Annotated in this window: 15 protein-coding genes and 1 tRNA gene; 4 read left to right on the forward strand and 12 right to left on the reverse strand. The window is 50.8% G+C overall.

The genetic code is table 11. From position 1 onward, the window contains the following. Window positions 1-282: 282 nt before the first annotated feature. Window positions 283-738 (forward strand): flavodoxin, encoded by a 456-nt coding sequence (locus DXH47_RS08245; RefSeq protein ID WP_129032875.1) that lies wholly within the window; start codon window positions 283-285, stop codon window positions 736-738. Window positions 739-810: 72 nt separating this feature from the next. On the opposite strand, the gene DXH47_RS08250 is transcribed toward DXH47_RS08245, so the two are convergent. Genes DXH47_RS08250 through wecB form a run of 3 tightly spaced genes read right to left on the reverse strand, consistent with a single transcriptional unit; the run spans window position 811 to window position 3,725 of the window. Continuing rightward, a complete protein-coding gene (locus DXH47_RS08250) occupies window positions 811-1,725 on the reverse strand; it encodes a YihY/virulence factor BrkB family protein (RefSeq protein WP_129032876.1) in 915 nt (304 codons plus the stop codon). 19 nt (window positions 1,726-1,744) lie between these two features. Then, window positions 1,745-2,599: a nuclease-related domain-containing protein gene (locus tag DXH47_RS08255; RefSeq protein ID WP_129032877.1), complete on the reverse strand. Its 855-nt coding sequence runs from the start codon at window positions 2,597-2,599 to the stop codon at window positions 1,745-1,747. Then, on the reverse strand, window positions 2,592-3,725 hold the full coding sequence (gene wecB, locus DXH47_RS08260) for a non-hydrolyzing UDP-N-acetylglucosamine 2-epimerase (RefSeq protein ID WP_129032878.1): 1,134 nt from the start codon (window positions 3,723-3,725) through the stop codon (window positions 2,592-2,594). The genes DXH47_RS08255 and wecB overlap by 8 nt, the downstream gene beginning before the upstream one ends. Window positions 3,726-4,002: 277 nt before the next feature. On the opposite strand from wecB, the gene DXH47_RS08265 reads away from it, so the two are divergent. After that, on the forward strand, window positions 4,003-4,944 hold the full coding sequence (locus DXH47_RS08265) for a glycosyltransferase family 2 protein (protein WP_129032879.1): 942 nt from the start codon (window positions 4,003-4,005) through the stop codon (window positions 4,942-4,944). A gap of 188 nt (window positions 4,945-5,132) precedes the next feature. Here the strand turns inward: DXH47_RS08265 and DXH47_RS08270 are convergent, their stop codons facing one another. From DXH47_RS08270 to DXH47_RS08300, 7 genes are all read right to left on the reverse strand, one after another. Further along, the gene (locus DXH47_RS08270) at window positions 5,133-6,488 is read right to left on the reverse strand and encodes a gluconate:H+ symporter (protein ID WP_129032880.1); all 1,356 of its coding nucleotides are present in this window, start codon (window positions 6,486-6,488) and stop codon (window positions 5,133-5,135) included. Window positions 6,489-6,645: 157 nt separating this feature from the next. Then, a complete protein-coding gene (locus DXH47_RS08275) occupies window positions 6,646-7,098 on the reverse strand; it encodes a universal stress protein (protein ID WP_129032881.1) in 453 nt (150 codons plus the stop codon). A gap of 439 nt (window positions 7,099-7,537) precedes the next feature. Then, complete coding sequence (locus DXH47_RS08280) at window positions 7,538-8,407, reverse strand: shikimate dehydrogenase family protein (RefSeq protein WP_129032882.1); 870 nt, start codon at window positions 8,405-8,407, stop codon at window positions 7,538-7,540. A gap of 581 nt (window positions 8,408-8,988) precedes the next feature. After that, entirely contained in the window at window positions 8,989-9,198 is a 210-nt protein-coding gene (locus DXH47_RS08285) for a hypothetical protein (RefSeq protein WP_225423542.1), read from the reverse strand. Window positions 9,199-9,387: 189 nt separating this feature from the next. Beyond that, a tRNA-Arg gene (locus DXH47_RS08290) sits at window positions 9,388-9,460 on the reverse strand. A 56-nt stretch (window positions 9,461-9,516) separates the two neighbouring features. Next, window positions 9,517-10,869 carry a DEAD/DEAH box helicase gene (locus DXH47_RS08295; RefSeq protein WP_129032884.1) on the reverse strand — a complete coding sequence of 451 codons (1,353 nt, stop codon included), beginning with the start codon at window positions 10,867-10,869 and terminating at the stop codon, window positions 9,517-9,519. A gap of 18 nt (window positions 10,870-10,887) precedes the next feature. Then, entirely contained in the window at window positions 10,888-11,889 is a 1,002-nt protein-coding gene (locus DXH47_RS08300; protein WP_129032885.1) for a Gfo/Idh/MocA family protein, read from the reverse strand. A 224-nt stretch (window positions 11,890-12,113) separates the two neighbouring features. On the opposite strand from DXH47_RS08300, the gene DXH47_RS08305 reads away from it, so the two are divergent. Beyond that, a complete protein-coding gene (locus DXH47_RS08305; RefSeq protein ID WP_129032886.1) occupies window positions 12,114-12,497 on the forward strand; it encodes a DUF4828 domain-containing protein in 384 nt (127 codons plus the stop codon). Between the two features lie 82 nt (window positions 12,498-12,579). Here DXH47_RS08305 and DXH47_RS08310 read toward each other — a convergent pair whose 3' ends face one another. Beyond that, window positions 12,580-13,350 (reverse strand): GH25 family lysozyme, encoded by a 771-nt coding sequence (locus DXH47_RS08310; RefSeq protein WP_129032887.1) that lies wholly within the window; start codon window positions 13,348-13,350, stop codon window positions 12,580-12,582. A gap of 49 nt (window positions 13,351-13,399) precedes the next feature. After that, the gene (locus tag DXH47_RS08315) at window positions 13,400-14,269 is read right to left on the reverse strand and encodes a MurR/RpiR family transcriptional regulator (RefSeq protein ID WP_129032888.1); all 870 of its coding nucleotides are present in this window, start codon (window positions 14,267-14,269) and stop codon (window positions 13,400-13,402) included. 313 nt (window positions 14,270-14,582) lie between these two features. On the opposite strand from DXH47_RS08315, the gene gntK reads away from it, so the two are divergent. Next, window positions 14,583-16,133 carry a gluconokinase gene (gene gntK, locus DXH47_RS08320; RefSeq protein WP_129032889.1) on the forward strand — a complete coding sequence of 517 codons (1,551 nt, stop codon included), beginning with the start codon at window positions 14,583-14,585 and terminating at the stop codon, window positions 16,131-16,133. Window positions 16,134-16,263 lie beyond the last annotated feature (130 nt).

Genomic DNA, 16,263 nt, shown 5'->3' on the forward strand with positions numbered 1-16,263 from the left:
TCGCGAAGTTTGTCAGGAATTTAAATAATCGCCCCCGTAAGGTCTTAGGCTGGAAGACACCATCTGAAGTTTTCTTCGGTAAAAAGTTACACTTGATTTGACAATTCGTCGGGCGAAAAACCCAATATTAGTTAATCGATTAGCTTTTCATCCAACATAGTATCACGTCCCTGAATGGTTCCTAGTCACCCTTCGGTAGACCTGTTATAATTAATTTAGTTAACCCTAAACCTTAGCGGACCGGGACCGTCCGCGGCGTAGGGCCAGTAGGAGGAAAATGCCATGATTACAGCACAGGTGGTTTTTGCCACCATTACCGGCAATAACGAAGACATTGCCGACATCATTACCGAAAAACTTGAGAGCCTTGGCTGTCAGGTCACCGAAACCGAGATCTCTCAAGCCGACGCCACTGATTTTCAGACCGCCGATATTTGCGTGGTCTGCCCGTACACCTATGACGAGGGCGCGTTGCCCGACGAAGGTCTTGACTTTTACGAAGACCTACAAGGCCTCGATCTAACAGGGAAGCTTTACGGGGTGGCCGGTTCTGGAGACACCTTCTACGGTCAGTATTACAACATTTCCGTTGATAAATTCGCCGCGGCCTTCCAGCAAGCCCACGCCACCCCGGGTGCTCCTGACGTTAAAATCAATCTGGCACCCGACAAGGACGACATCCGTCAGTTGGACGCCTTTGCCCAGCAGTTGGTTTCGAGTCATCAAGACCAAAAATAACGGCCGTTTGGGCCAAAACGTGGCGCGCAACTTCCGTTCGAAGTCACCCGCCACATCGCTTATTCCCCGCACCTAATCGTGCCGGGGATTTTTTTTCGGTTGATGCTGCTGAATAAAGCTGCGCAACCGGGTCTGTTCCTCCGCGGGACCATCCACTAGTTCCTGGACTGAAGCGTTCAACACCGCCCCGAACATCAGAATCATCCCGGTAAAGTTCAACCAAAACATCAAGACGATGAACGTCCCAATGGTCTTATAGCTATCGATACTATGCATAAAATACTTTAAATACAGCGAAAACGCTTGTGAAAGAAGTAACCAACCCAATGCCGCCGTTAACGCCCCTGGCCAGACATAGCGCCACTTAACCCGTGCGTTGGGCACAAAGTAAAACAAAATGGCTAGGATAAAGAACGTGACCACAAAGGTAACCGGCCACCGTGCAGCGTTGAAGTACGACAATAGGTACTCGGGAAAGTGAAATAACGGAATCAGGTGTTCCATGATGAGCTGACTGAAACTGAAAAAGAGCATTAATGCAAATAAGAGCAAAATCAGCACGACCATCCAAAAGAACGCCCCGACCCGGTTGATGAGGGCGTTTTGCGTACGCCCAACGCCATAGGCCCGGTTCACGGTTCGTTGAAAAGCCGCTACGGCCCGTGACGACGACCAAATGGCCACCACGACCCCTACGGAAAGGACGCCACCGCTCCGTTGGGTCAAAAAGGCATGAATAATCGGTCCCAGCATCTGGTAGATGTCCGCGGGCACGATGGGCTCAATGCCCTCCATGACCGTCTTGGCATCCAACTGTAAGAAGGGCAACAAACTGGCCACAACTAAGAGCGCTGGAAATAAAGAGAGTAACAAATAATAGGCCAGCACTGCGGCCGAATCCGAAACATTTGCCATCTTATAGTGCCGCGCCACGGCCTTGATTACCGGTTGCGCTTTGGCCACTAGTTTTTGCCAACGATTAGCCACGGCAGGTCGACTCCCCTCGTTAGAATGATCCATAATCTTCCGCAAACTTCAACGTCTTGATCATCTTTTTCAGTGTCCGCCGACTAAACCGCACCCGTTTCGCCTGCCGGAACGTTTCAATAAAGGTCGCCAAGTCTTGATAATTGGCCACCGCGGTACAATTGTACGCGTCCTTAGGATTCAGCTTCGTTTTATTGCCGACCACGAGCGAGTTACTGCGCTCATAGCGATCATAGTAGTTGTAATAGACCAGTGGTTTAACGAAGTCGATGATGCGGTCGTTTTTGTTCTCCAATTGCTTGTGCATGGTGATTTCACTGTTGATGTAACGCACCAGCAACTTGGAGGACAGCTCCGCTTGGGTAGCGGGATTGCCGATTCCCGTGTGTAAGGTCACCGACCGTTTCTCGCGTCCTTCCTGTTCAAGACTCAACGTATATCCTCGCGTCAATGACTCGTTTTCTTCAGAAAGGTTTGGTAAGAAGAAGCGGTCCAACTGGGCCGTCAACGCTTTAGTCGTGTCCTTTTCGTGGTGGCGTCGTAAATTGACCGCGGAAAAGTCATCCAAACTCGACGAAAAAATCTCGTCCGACAGATCATGAAAAATCATGCCCCGCCAATACTTACTTTCGACATTGATCACGCCAAACGACGTGACCAATAAGTTATCGATCTGCATCACGCGCCAAGAATCCCCTTCATTCATTTCCTGAGTAACGGGATTTTTGACCTTATTGGCAAAGTGCACATTCCGTAAGATTTTATAATCAAACCGTTCATTGTGCTTTCTTGCCTCGTGATGAATATGCCGCATGATTTCGGACAACTGTTCGGTCGTCTTAATCTCCGCGCGGTCATACGCTGTTTCAGCCATTAAGCTTGCCTCCATTGATAGTCTCTTGAATCGCCGCTAAAATCCGTTGGGCAGCGTGGCCGTCCCCATACGGGTTCTTTGCTTGGGCCATGGCTTGGTAAGCCGTCGTGTCATCTAAGAGCGCCTCCATAGCCGTGGTGACCTTGGCGGGATCCGTCCCCACTAATTTCAAGGTGCCACTGGTGACCCCTTCTGGCCGTTCCGTGGTGTCACGCAAAACTAGCACGGGCTTATTCAACGACGGGGCTTCTTCTTGCACCCCTCCGGAATCGGTCATGATAAAGTAACTCCGCGCCGCTAGGTTATGAAAGTCGACCACGTCTAGCGGTTCGATCAGATGAATCCGGGCCATCCCGTCTAGTTCGGCGTGGGCCACTTTTTGCACAGCCGGGCTCAAATGGACCGGATAGATAACTTCCACGTCTGGGTGGGCAGTGACGACCTGCCGAATGGCGTGTAAGACCCGGTGCATCGGTTCGCCCTGGTTCTCCCGCCGGTGCATGGTCACCAAAATCAAGCGGTTGGCGGCATCGACTTGGTCCAACACCGCATGGTGATAATCGGCATCAACCGTCTGCTTCAAGGCGTCGATAGCGGTATTGCCGGTCACGTAGATTTGGTTATCGGGATGGGCCTGCTTCAAAAGATTTTGCCGCGAAAGGTCGGTTGGCGCGAAGTACAAGTCACTTAAAATATCCGTCAATTGGCGATTCATTTCTTCAGGGTATGGCGAATATTTGTTCCAGGTGCGTAAGCCAGCTTCCACGTGGCCCAACAAGGTTTGGTGATAAAAAGCGCTCACGCTGGCCGCAAAGGTGGTGGTGGTGTCACCGTGGACCAACACGATGTCTGGTTTGGCCTCACTCAACACTTGGTCGAGGTGGTCTAAGACCCGGGTGGTAATCCCACTTAGGGTCTGATTGGGCCGCATGATGTTTAAATCATAGTCTGGCTGAATGTGGAAGATCTCCAGGACCTGGTCCAGCATTTCCCGGTGTTGGGCCGTCACCACGGTAATCGGGGTGAACTCGGCCGGTCGCTGTTGCATGGCCAAAATAATCGGGGCCATCTTGATGGCTTCTGGCCGGGTCCCGAACACGGTCATCACTTTAATGGGTTTCGTCATTGTTTTCCTCTACTTTCCGGATTCATTATGCCCAATTATAGCAGATACCCGCCTAAGTTGGGCGAATGACCTTTTTTATTCTGATGGGTTTCGTTCAGAACCATTCAAGCATAGCGCAATCACGAGCGCCTGTCTAAGGGCATACTCACTCCCCACCATTCCTGCTTTGTATTTCGCCTCTAGCTAAGAAAGATACCGAAACATAAAGGAATCGTAATGGTCATTTAGACCGGTTTGCTGTAAAATTAAGCGTGTTGTTTGAAAGGAATGTCTATACATGAAAACACTGAGTTTAGTCGTTCCTTGCTATAACGAGGAGGAGTCAATTCCATTGTTTTACCGAACCGTTAGCAAGGTGATCGACACCATGAACACCCCGACCCAAACGGTCACACCAGAATACATTTTCGTCGACGATGGCTCATCGGACCAGACGTTAGCGGAAATGAAGACGCTCCACCAAGCGCACCCCGAGACGGTCCACTTCCGGTCGTTCTCACGTAACTTTGGCAAGGAGTCGGCCTTAGCCGCTGGACTTCAGGCCACGACTGGTGATTTAATTGCCGTGATGGACGTCGATTTGCAAGACCCACCCGAATTGTTGCCCCAAATGTTTCAGCTCATCGAAAACGACGGCTACGACTGCGTGGGCACCATTCAAAAGGAACGCAAGGGTCAAAGTAAGTTACGGGCGTTCTTGTCTAGTAGCTTCTACCGCGTCATCAACCGCATCTCGGACGTGCGCATTGAACCAAACGCCCGGGATTACCGGTTGATGACCCGGCAATTCGTTGACACGGTCCTGGATCTACCTGAATTCAACCGTTTTTCCAAGGGAATCTTTAGCTGGGTCGGGTTTAAGACCACTTACCTGACCTACGAAAGTCAACCACGCGCGGCGGGGACCACGCATTGGAACTTACGGCAACTGTTCTCGTATTCGATCGAAGGCATCATCGATTTTTCGAACGCACCGTTACGCTTAGCCACCTGGGTCGGCAGTATCTCGTTTTTCTTGTCGCTGATCGGCCTGATTTTCGTGGTGGTTCGCGCCCTGACCGTGGGTGGTGCAGTTGCTGGTTGGCCATCTTTAGTCGTCATTGTCCTATTGATTGGTGGAATCCAGCTCTTTTGTCTGGGAATTCTCGGCCAATACATCAATAAAATTTACCTCGAAACCAAACATCGACCAAAATACATCGTCCGAGAAGAAAAGTAATCGCGGCCCCTATCAGGTCAAACAGCCCCGTCAACGCGACCGTGAGTCCATCACGATCCCGCTTGACGGGGCTGTTTTTGTTAGTTATTTGACCAAACAAAAGGACCCAAGCATCCAAGCCTGGGTCCTAGCAAACGGGTATTAGCAGTGAAGTCCGTTAACAACTCGTTCGGGATAATCAAGAGAAATTAATGTAAGATGGCGTTGATAATCACGACCATGATAATCCCCACAATCGAGATAACCGTTTCTAGGGACGTCCAAACCTTGAAGGTATCCTTGACACTCAAGTCAAAGTATTCAGAGAACATCCAGAAACCGGCATCGTTGACGTGAGAAGCGGCCAAGGACCCAGCACCGATAGCTAACGAAATCATGACCGGATCGGCACCCAGAGAGTGCATCAACGGCGTGATCAGTCCTGCAGCCGTCATCCCGGCAACAGTCGCTGACCCCAAGGAGACCCGTAAGATAACGGTAATGAACCAAGCCAAGATTAGTGGTGAGAAGGAAGAGTTGACCATCAATTGTTGCACGGCCTTCCCCACGCCCCCATCGATTAAGACTTGTTTGAAAGCGGAGCCACCAGCGATGACCATTAAGAGCATCGCAATGGACTTGACAGCACTTTCAATCGTGCCACTGATTTCCTTCATCGTCCGCTTCCGGTGCAGACCCATGGACCAGATGGCAAAGAGCAACGCAATCACCATGGCGATAACGGGGTTCCCTAACATCGAAACAACCGCATCCATACCATGTGGATTCTTTGGCGTTGTCCCACCGTCAACCGTCATTTGGTAAATCGTGGCCAAAGCCATGAAGATAACCGGGAACAAAGAGGTCAAAACAGAAATCCCAAAACCAGGCGTTTCCTTCAAATCAAATTCCTTCACTTCACCAAAAGCCGGTAAGGACTTCTTGATAACGAAAAGGTCTGGACTGAAGTGCCGAATGACCCGCGTCCAAATCGGACCAGCGACGATCACACAAGGAATGGCAACGACGATCCCGATTAACAGGACTTGACCCAAGTTGGCCCCCAAAGCCGTGGAAACGGCAGTTGGGGATGGTTGTGGTGGCAAGAAGCCTTGCGTCGCTGACAGTGCAGCGGCCATGGAAATTCCTAAGTACAGGAATGGCACTTCCGCTTCAAGCGCAACGGCAAAGACGATTGGCGTGACCAGAACTAACCCAACTTCGAACAGTAACGAAATCCCAATCAGGAATGACGCCACCAAGATAGCGACTTGCAAGCGCTTTTTTCCGAAGATGTTAATTAACGTCCGCGCAATTCGGTACGACCCACCGGCATCTGAGACCAACCGGCCGATCATGGCCCCGAACCCAAAGACGATAATGAGTTCACCCATAGAACTGCCAATCCCATCTTTCAGGGAAGTCGCAATATTAGCAGGGTTCATCCCGAGGCCTAACGCCACTAGGATCGATGTTGCGATCAATGACACGAAAGTATTCAACTTAACTTTAATAATCAGGAAAAGTAACAGTAGAATACCCAACAATAAAATCACGAACTGCATTTTTCTCTCTCTTTCCTATGCCAGATTCTGACGAATTACTTGATTAGTGCTAATTCAATCATTTCGCATAGGCCCCATTGTATGAAACTTTTTTTCAACTTGCAAGCGTTTCACCGAATATTATTTTCGTTTTCATCATGAAAGGTCCGTGAAAACGTTAGCGCACAATCATTACAGAAATCGGAGAATATTTTGCCATGTAAGCGGCCTGACTTCCAAAATACTTCCGCACGCCAGTTTTCGATAAGGACCCGATAACTAAAATATCAGGTTTAACTTCTGGGATGATGCTCTTCACCATCGCTTCACCGGGATCGCCCTCACCGATGACCAACTTAACCTTTTGAACGCCGACCCGTTGGGCTAAATCCTGGTAGCCCTCCAAGTGTTTGACCAGTTCGGCACGCTGACCATGCACGTAATCCTTGTTCAATGCTTGGTAAACATTCATATCAGCGGACTCCATGATGGTGCAAATCACGAGCTCCGCGTCATCGGATTTTGCCCGATTCATCGCGTACCGAAAAGCCAATTGGGCGTCCGGAGAATCGTCCACCCCGACCAAAATGCGCTTAAACTTCTTGGGATTCATCGTTTCTGTATTATCCATAATTTGACAACCTCCTCAAATCTTTAAACACCACCTATATTATACAAGAAAGTTTTCTAGAAAGCGCCTGCAATTTGACTTTTCATTTGAAATATATAAATGGTTTTACTAAATAAAAACTAATTTGCCGCCGCTTACATTGCTTTCAAAAGGTTTTGGTCTAGTTAAGAATATTTTAGTGTCTTTAAAAAATAATCGTTTGTGGTTACGAATTCCGTCGTTCGGGTTTTACGCCTACATCGCAAACTGCCGGACTACGATTCCTCCCCCGTAACTAATCGACGGCGTAAAATGCCACCCCAAATGAGAGCCGCTCATCCCAGTGGCTAGCCGACGGTTGACCTTAGCCTGATAAAACAAAAAAAGCTCTACCTATATAGAAGAGCTTCTTCATTGTGAATTTATTTACTTGATTAGCTCATTCGGCGATTATATCAACTTATCTGCCGCTTGGCCGGGCCACTGACTGGGGCGCGAGGTGGGCGGCTAATTCCGCTTCCATCGCCGGTACCGCCAGGACCTTCCCCGTCCAGAACTGAAAAGCCAAGGCTTCTTGCCAGATCAAACAGCCCCAACCGGTGTGGGTCTCACTTCCCTGCTGCGCCGCCTGAACTAAAAAGGGGCTCGTACGTACCAATGCGCTCCCATCCACAACGAGTTGTCCCGGGTGCAACTGCCGCATGATTGCTAAGGAAACTGGGTCGTCGGTACCTTGCGTCGCCTTAATTACCACGTCGGCTTGGGCGACGAGTCGAGCTAGGATGGTCGTCGCCGTAGCGAGATGCACCCGTAAGGTCCCGTCCATCATTTGGGCCAAGCCACTGAGCCACGTTGCTTGGCTAGCGTAACTGGCAGTTACTGGTACGATGACATCAATCTGCGAACAACCGGTATCTACGGCTGCCGCAATGATGGCCTGCCCCAAGGTCTCTGCTCCTAATACGACGAGTCGTCGACCGGTGACCTGTAACCCCCGCGCTCGTAGATCCTGAAACAGTCCCGCGCCCATTGTGTTGTCACCGACTAAACGGCCGTGGTCGTTGCGAACGGTGTTGACGATTTGCGTTTGTCGCGCCCGTAACGTTAAAGTATCTACCAAGGGCACCACTGCGCGCCTGAAGGGACCTGCCAAATTAACTCCCACTAGCCCCCGGCCACGAATGTCTGCCATTACAGCCGGTAATTTCCCAGGAACCACGGTAAACGTCTGGCAACGGGCCGCGCCCCAAGTCAGTATTTGTGGAAGCCAAGTTTCCTGGTGCGTCGCGTCCGTCAAAAGTCCAAATTGTACCATCTCGCTGTTTGTCATAAAATCGCCCTCTCAATCCAATCGTAACCGCTGGTGATGCGTAGACGGATACGGACGATTCTTCAAATATCGGCGGATGAACCTGAGTCGCCCCCAAATATTAAGAAGAGTCACGCAGCTATTTACCCATCACCGCTGTGACTCTTCCGTAGATTTTACCTCCCGAAATGAACTGGTCACAGTTGTTGCGAAGCGTCGTGCCCGCAGCAACTGCCAGCACGACTACTGAAACCAGCTATAATATCGTTTCGATTGTCGTGCTGTCCAAGTCGTCATAGTTAAAATCTCCTTATAAAGTTAATGGTTACTTAATAATTGAAAGTTTACTCGTTTCTATAAAAAAGTCAAATTGATTTTTCAGTTTCTTCTATTAATATAGTTCTATTTGACTCCCCTACGATATTCTTTGCTAACCCCCAAATTCTGGAATCAATAACTAATCAAAAAAGTATCGCGTTTTTATAAAATCAATTTTATTCATGGGGACACTGCTAAATTCAGTGACCTTCCCTCACTAATAATCTGACCAACGCAACACTGATGATAATCTCCAAAGTGACCACTAACTAAGTCTCAACAACTTATTTTGAACGGTGCCGGATAATTTGAAAGAAATCTACGACCAAAGTGACGTAGTAAAATAATGCCGCAATTACCGACAAAACCACGAAAATGTCTTGAATAATCCCAACAATTCCGGCCGCGTGATTTTGCACATTAGTGTACCAAAAGTAGCTTGCTAAAACCGTCCAAAAAATGCCTCGAATAAAGCGCTTTAATTGGGTGCCCACGGAAACAGACCTCCTTTCTCCTCTACCGTGCATAGTTTTCAACCTAAGGAAAGGATATGGTTCCATTATACGTCATTCACTCACCGAATAGTCCACTAGTTCAAAATAACCCGCCAGACTTCTCACCACCTCTACCTAGCCGCACAAAAAAACCGCCACGTCTGTTTGACGTGACGGTCGGTTCATTCATGACCCCACCCGGACTCGAACCGGGATCATCCGCTTAGGAGGCGGGTGCCCTATCCAGTTGTGCTATAGGGCCAGTGTACAACCCGTGAGTTAATTTTGACACGGATTGTTTTAATTGTAAAGGACGGGTTAAGAGCGTTCCCGGTCGTGTTGGGCATCCCGGTCACGCCACTTTTTACGCATCCCCTTGTTTTTATTATGCCGATTCTTGTGCTTTTTGGACTTCTTGGGCGTTGGTGTCTCTTGGTGCGTGGCTGGGGCCTGCGCCGGTGAAGCCGTCACGGTTGGCGTCAATGAGTCGTGCGCCGGTCGCGTAGCTACCGTTCGTGCCGCCTGCGTCGCCGGTCGTACTTCGGCCCGAACCGCGGGCGTAGCGCTCGGCCGTTCCGTGGTCAACTGCCGGCCGGAAAAGTACACAGAGACCAGGTCATAGTCCGTCTCGCGCAACAATTTCTTGAGGTCTCGCAAGTCATGGTCGTCACCAAGACTGATGACCTGGCCTGGTTCGCCCATTCGCCCGGTCCGCCCCGCTCGGTGAACGTATTCGTTGATTGTGCTAGGCAGATCATAGTTGATGACGGCCGGTAGCTTCGGAATATCTAATCCTCGCGCCGCCACGTCCGTGGTCAGTAACAGACGAGTCCGTCCCTGGCGGAAGTCTTGGAGGGCCTTTTCCCGTTGGACTTGCCGTAAGTCACTGGTCAGGCTGGTCGCCGAAACGTGGTCGTGATAAAACTTAGTCGCCGTGTGCTTCAGCGTATTGGTCTGCTTGAAGAAGACCAATGCCCGAAAGTTGGGCACCGCCAGGAGGCGTTTCAACATCTGATCGCGCTTCCCCATCCCGACCTGTAAGAGGACGTGGCGGACATCGCCTTGGGTGTGGTCTTCCTGGCGCACGTCGATCCGCGTCACTTCTTGACCGAACCATTTCCCTAAATCACTCAAGATGGCCGTATCCGTCGCGGAAAAGAAGCCCAGTTGAACGTCGGCCGGAGCTGCTTGAGCCACAGCCCGGACCGTTTCTAAGGTGTCCCCAGTCAACAAGTCATCGGCTTCGTCCACAATGATCATCGAAATCAAGTGGACCTTGAGTTTACGGTCCTGAATCAGGTTCAGTAACCGACCTGGCGTCCCCACGACCACTTCGGGCCGCTTTTTAAGACGTTCGGTCTGCCGTTTAACGTTGGCGCCACCGGTCAAAGCGGCAACCTTTAAATTCAAAAGTTTGGCCCAATCACGCATCACCCGACTGGTTTGAATCGCCAGTTCCTGGGAAGGTTCTAAGACCAACAATTGGGTACCGTCGCCAGGCAGTAAGGTCGCCAAGGCAGGTAAAGTAAAGGCTACGGTCTTGCCCGACCCGGTCGGGGCCAACCCCAAAACGTTCTGGTCACTGGTCATGGGACCGTAAACCGCCGCTTGAATCGCGGTGGGTTCCGTGTAGCCTAGGGCGCGAAAATGTGCTTGATACTGTTCTAACATAGTTGTTCCTCTTCTTTTCTAGTTTTCGTCGGCCGGAAAATATAAATTCGCTGAGACCCGTAAGTCGTACAAGACTTGGTTCACCTGTTGACTCCACCGCGACCAGCGCCGATAGTCGGCCGCATTCTGGGCGTCGTCCGGGTTTTGAAGCACCCGAGCGAAGTCGGCGACTTCTGGCAATAGTGGGTTAGCCAGCTCTGGCTCGGTCAGATCCGTCACGGTCCCATCAGCCGCATACGCGTGGACCTGGGTCACTTCACCAGCATCGTCCAGGGCTAAGGTCTCTTTCAACCCGTAAATCTCGGACCAGGCGTAAGCGTTACTGGTCTTACCGAAGTTCACGGTCACGTCGAAGTCCCCGTAGCGTAAGATGGCAATCCCCTTGCCATCGGCACCGGTCGCAACTAACGTAGGAAAATAGGCCACGTGGGCTGGTTGACCAAACAACGCCACGGCCAAGTAAATGGGGTAGACTCCGAGATCTTGTAACGCCCCACCAGAAAATTCCTTGGTGAAGACGTTGGGCCGCTCGCCGGCTAAGACTTGGTCGTAGCGCGACGAATACTTCATATAGCTCAACGTGGCCCCTTGAACCGTCGGCAACGCGGCCACCGCTTTTTCCAAGGCATGGAAATTCGGGGTATGGACGTTGCGTGCCGCTTCTAATAAACGCACGTGGGGATGACGAGCCAGTTCCGCTAACAACGCCGTCATCTCACCCTGATTGCTCACAGCGGGCTTTTCCACGATGACCGAGATATCTTGGCGAATCGCTGCTAGCGCCTGTTGAAAATGTAGACTGTTCGGGGAGGCCAGGTATACCACATCCAGGTCGGCTTCCGCCAACATGGTAGCATAGTCCGTATAAGTCGCCGCGGCATGATTCTTCTGGGCAAAAGTCGTCGCGGTCTCTGCATGCCGCGAGTATACCGCCGCTAAGTCGTATTGCTGTGATAATGCCAAGGCGTCAACCATCTGTTGCGTAATCCAATGGGTCCCAACTGTTCCGATCCGAATCATGAGTCATTCCTCCAATACAAGTCTGAGTTGTGGGGGCAGCGACGCACGACCGTGACCACCCTCCCCACAGGTCATTATCTAGTCTTCCCTTATTCTACCAGTCCCCACCGCAAAGGCATAGTCAGCACCTTGTTTTTTCTTAAAAATGGAGAGGGTCTTGCGTGGTTTATCCCTTAAAACATGTTATATTTAGGGTAGACAATAGTTCAAAGGAGGGATTTCCGGTGAAAGGTCGAGAACTTGCACTATTTGGTATTTCACTACTTGCCGGACTAACTAGTGGCTTCTCACTTCGCAAAAAGCAACACGATGAATCCAATGAGTCCCCGCTATTTTATGCGGGTACCTGGCAATTTGTGGACCCGTATAATCAGCGGCGCCACCAGTTAGAAATCAGCCCGAATCTGGATGTACACATCGATGGTCGGTCCCTGGAAGTCAACGTCAAGGGCCTCGACGACCACAAGCTGACGTTTCAAGATAAATTTGGGTATCACTTAGTCATCCGGGCCAATGAGCAACGGCCCATCTCGTTTTTTGATGAGGCTGACGATTGTACCTATACGGTACACCCCGTCGATAACTCGTCGTCCGCTCCGGCCCATTGATGGCCTCACGCCCGTAAAACTCAAAACGGATCATCCACACGCCTAAATGCTGATTTGGACGTGCGGATGATCCGTTTTTGATTTAGTCCTGTTGATAAAAGTGCACCCATTGCTGGTGTGAGCCGTTAAAGACCGTAAAACCCACGGCCTGCGACTGCCCATCTTGAGACAAGTGACCGTTAGCGTCGTATTCAATCAACGCCACCCGGTCGCCATAGTGACCCAACTGGCTATTGGCGACCCATTCGGTTTGGTTGGGCAAAACGGGCCGCACAAACTGGGCCAAGACCGTGCGACTAGCATAGACCACGACGCCTTGGTGATAGGTCCGTTCCAGCCTGGTGACGACTCGTTTGAGTTTCTGCCCCTGAGTGGCCATTCGTCGGTTACTACTGTTGTATTGATCATAGTAACTGACCGCCACCATGATGGGCAGCCCTCCCGTCCTCTGGCCTACGGTTTGCTTAAAGTGAGCTACTTGCCGTTGCGCTGACGACGTGAAACTAAACGTGTGCATCACACCCACTTTCAGGTCCGCTCCCTGAGCTCGCGAGTAGTTATTACTAAAATCATTATCACTATAGGTGGCCCCAGACGTGGCCTGGATGTAGACGAATTGATGGTGTTTGGCGAGCTGCTGAAAATCGAGGTAACCGCTCCCCTGATTGATAGTGACCCCCTGAACGGGATACTGATTAAGCTGGTTTTGCTGATTTTCCTGCCACGTTTGCCAGCCAAAGATGCCTAACGTGACCAAGACCACCAGCAACGCAAACCAGCCCACGTGCCGCCACCGTCGTTTCCGGCGTGCCGCACGAATGTAAATTGGTTGATAATCCCGTCGTTTCACCATCGTCACCGTTCCCGTCTAACCACTTTGGTTTATTATACCATGTGGTGGCTTAGGGTTCTTCGCGAGTTCGTTCGATAACGTCTCTGACGTGCATCAAAACTGGTTGGGTCCGCGACGAACTGCGTAGGACCGTCATCATGAACAGACTATCGAGAATGGCGATCTGTGAAATCAGGGAATACAAGCCCTCGGAACGATACTGGATCTCATCGGTCAACGACAGTAAGGTCACAGTCGCCGCCCGCGCCAAAGGTGAGCCACTGTAACTGGTAATCCCGATGATGGGAACCTCATTTTCCTTGAGGACCTTGACCAGTTGAATCGTTTCGTAGTTTTTTCCTGAATGGGAGATGACCACGGCACAGTCATCCTTGGTCATTTTGGCTGCCTGCATCAACTGGATGTCATAATCCGGATGATAGGTCACCGTAAGTGACGTCCGCACAAACTTATGGTAGCCGTCTAGTGCTGCCACGGAGGACCCCCCGAGGCCGAAGAAAGCAACGTTCTTGGCGTTGATCAACTTTAATACGGCCCGGGCGATGTCCTTTTCACTTAGCGCATCGTTGGTCTCTTCTAGCGAGGCCATCGACGAATGAAACACCTTGTTGGCGATGACACCCAACGAGTCCCCCTCGCCTAATTCCTTGAAGAGCTTAGCCCCTTCCTTAGCGTCGACCACCACCACGTGCGCCAACTCCATGGTAAATTCCCGATAGTTGGCGTAACCTAACCGTTTGACGAAACGGGAGATCGATGCGGTCGACGCTCCGGCGGCACTGGCAAGCTCACGAATCGTCATCTCACTGACCGACGACGGACTGTTCAGCGCCAATTGCGCAATCCGTTTTTCCGTGGTCGAGAGACTATCATATTTCCCCCGTAGCTTACCCAATGCTGAACGTGCGATAACCACCATCACCTTTCCTGTTTTTAGAAATCTTTTTGTAAATATTTTACAACACCCCACTTGAAAAGTGAAACTTTTTTACATATAATAAACAGCGTTGCCTTTGGGAGCGTTTTTGTCTAAAATGGGCCGTAAGTCACATTTTGATGAGGGCCAACGCTTGCTTTTCAACAAACGACCCAGTACGCTATCTATGATAACGTTTTCGTCATGGGAACGACGGTCTCCACTGACTGATACCGAGAGTTTTTACCCGGTTGCGACGTCAAGGTACCGTAAGACGCTAGTGACTTAATCGAGTTACCACGAAAGGAAGAATTTTATGGATTACATGATTGGAGTCGACATTGGTACGACCAGTGTCAAAACAGTCCTTTATGACACTGAAGGTAAGATGCAGGGTTATTCAAACAACCTGTACCCGTTGTACCAAGATGTCCCCGACATGGCCGAAGAAGATCCCGAAGAAATCTTCTCCGCAATTATTGATGGCTTAACGACGGTGCTACGGAAGGCTGATTTGAAGAATGGTCAATTGCACGGGGTCTCCTTCTCCGCTGCGATGCACAGTTTGATTTTATTAGACAAGGACCACAAGCCATTGACGCGGGCCATCACCTGGGCCGATAACCGGGCCGTGCAATACGCTGACGAACTTCGTGAAAACGGTGTCGGTAAGCAATTGTACGAAAAGACCGGGACGCCGATCCACCCAATGACGCCGCTGAGCAAGTTAATCTGGTTGCGCAATGAACACGCTGACCTCTTCAACAAGGCCCGTTGGTTCGTTGGCATCAAGGAATACGTTATCTACAAGTTATTTGGCGTCTTACAAGAAGATTACTCTGTTGCTAACGCCACTGGGTTATTCAACATCTTCAAGATGGACTGGGACGACCAAGCCTTAGAAGTCGCCGGAATCACCCGCGACCAACTTCCTAAGCTGGTGGACACCACCGACCAAATCTCCGGTATGAAAGCTGATTACGCCGGTGTGATTGGTATGGACCCGAACATTCCGTTCATCATGGGAGCTTCCGACGGTCCGTTAGCGAACCTCGGGGTCGACGCCATCAAGCCAGGAGTCGTCGCTGTGACTATCGGAACGTCTGGTGCAGTCCGGGTCGTCACTGATAAGCCAAAGATCGACCCTAAAGGCCGGGTCTTCTGCTATTACCTGTCCAAAGGCCGGTGGGTCGTTGGTGGACCGGTCAACAACGGGGGGATTGTCTTCCGTTGGGTCCGGGATCAACTCTTCGCGCCCGAAAAGATTACGGCGGAACAAATGCAAGTCGATTCTTACGACCTGTTGACCGAAATTGCGTCTAAGATTCCGGCCGGTTCCGATGGCCTCATCTTCCACCCATTCTTAGGTGGCGAACGGGCCCCAATCTGGGACGCTAACGCTCGGGGCTCCTTCTTCGGGTTAACGCGGACCCATTCCCGGGCGCACATGGTCCGGGCAGCCTTGGAAGGTATCGTCTACAACCTCTACACGGTCATGTTGGCTCTGGAAGAAGTCGTGGGCAAACCATCCAGCATCCAGGCAACTGGTGGTTTCGCGCGTTCCGCGCTCTGGCGCCAAATGTTAGCTGACATCTTCGAACAAGACGTCACGATTCCCGAAAGTCCTGAAGGAACGGCCTTAGGGGCTGTGACCTTAGGGATGTACTCCTTGGGTCTGATCGATGATCTGACTGAAGTGAAGAACTTTATCGGGGTTGCTAACGTGCACCACCCGAACCCGGACACTTACGAAGCTTACCGGACGTTAGTTCCAATCTACATCCGTTTGAGCCGGAAGTTACAATCCGAGTACAAGAACATTGCGGAATTCCAGCGAAAGCACCCGCAACAAACTACTAAAAAATAACGGTTAATCACCCGTAAGGGGGCCTATCCAAACTTGGATAGGCCCCCTTTTTTGTCTCCCCGGCCACCGACTGGCCGCAACCTTTGACCCACCAAATCATTTTTCAGAAAACTAGCCTATTTTAGTTGCG

Source organism: Levilactobacillus suantsaii, from assembly GCF_004115745.1.
GTDB classification, from domain to species: domain Bacteria; phylum Bacillota; class Bacilli; order Lactobacillales; family Lactobacillaceae; genus Levilactobacillus; species Levilactobacillus suantsaii.

What these genes read in the sequence shown, in the direction of transcription:
- DXH47_RS08245 (WP_129032875.1), top strand. Translation starts at nt 283, where the DNA reads ATGATTACAGCACAGGTGGTTTTTGCCACCATTACCGGCAATAACGAA.
- DXH47_RS08255 (WP_129032877.1), bottom strand. Translation starts at nt 2,599, where the DNA reads ATGGCTGAAACAGCGTATGACCGCGCGGAGATTAAGACGACCGAACAG.
- wecB (WP_129032878.1), bottom strand. Translation starts at nt 3,725, where the DNA reads ATGACGAAACCCATTAAAGTGATGACCGTGTTCGGGACCCGGCCAGAA.
- DXH47_RS08265 (WP_129032879.1), top strand. Translation starts at nt 4,003, where the DNA reads ATGAAAACACTGAGTTTAGTCGTTCCTTGCTATAACGAGGAGGAGTCA.
- DXH47_RS08270 (WP_129032880.1), bottom strand. Translation starts at nt 6,488, where the DNA reads ATGCAGTTCGTGATTTTATTGTTGGGTATTCTACTGTTACTTTTCCTG.
- DXH47_RS08275 (WP_129032881.1), bottom strand. Translation starts at nt 7,098, where the DNA reads ATGGATAATACAGAAACGATGAATCCCAAGAAGTTTAAGCGCATTTTG.
- DXH47_RS08280 (WP_129032882.1), bottom strand. Translation starts at nt 8,407, where the DNA reads ATGACAAACAGCGAGATGGTACAATTTGGACTTTTGACGGACGCGACG.
- DXH47_RS08295 (WP_129032884.1), bottom strand. Translation starts at nt 10,869, where the DNA reads ATGTTAGAACAGTATCAAGCACATTTTCGCGCCCTAGGCTACACGGAA.
- DXH47_RS08300 (WP_129032885.1), bottom strand. Translation starts at nt 11,889, where the DNA reads ATGATTCGGATCGGAACAGTTGGGACCCATTGGATTACGCAACAGATG.
- DXH47_RS08310 (WP_129032887.1), bottom strand. Translation starts at nt 13,350, where the DNA reads ATGGTGAAACGACGGGATTATCAACCAATTTACATTCGTGCGGCACGC.
- DXH47_RS08315 (WP_129032888.1), bottom strand. Translation starts at nt 14,269, where the DNA reads ATGGTGGTTATCGCACGTTCAGCATTGGGTAAGCTACGGGGGAAATAT.
- gntK (WP_129032889.1), top strand. Translation starts at nt 14,583, where the DNA reads ATGGATTACATGATTGGAGTCGACATTGGTACGACCAGTGTCAAAACA.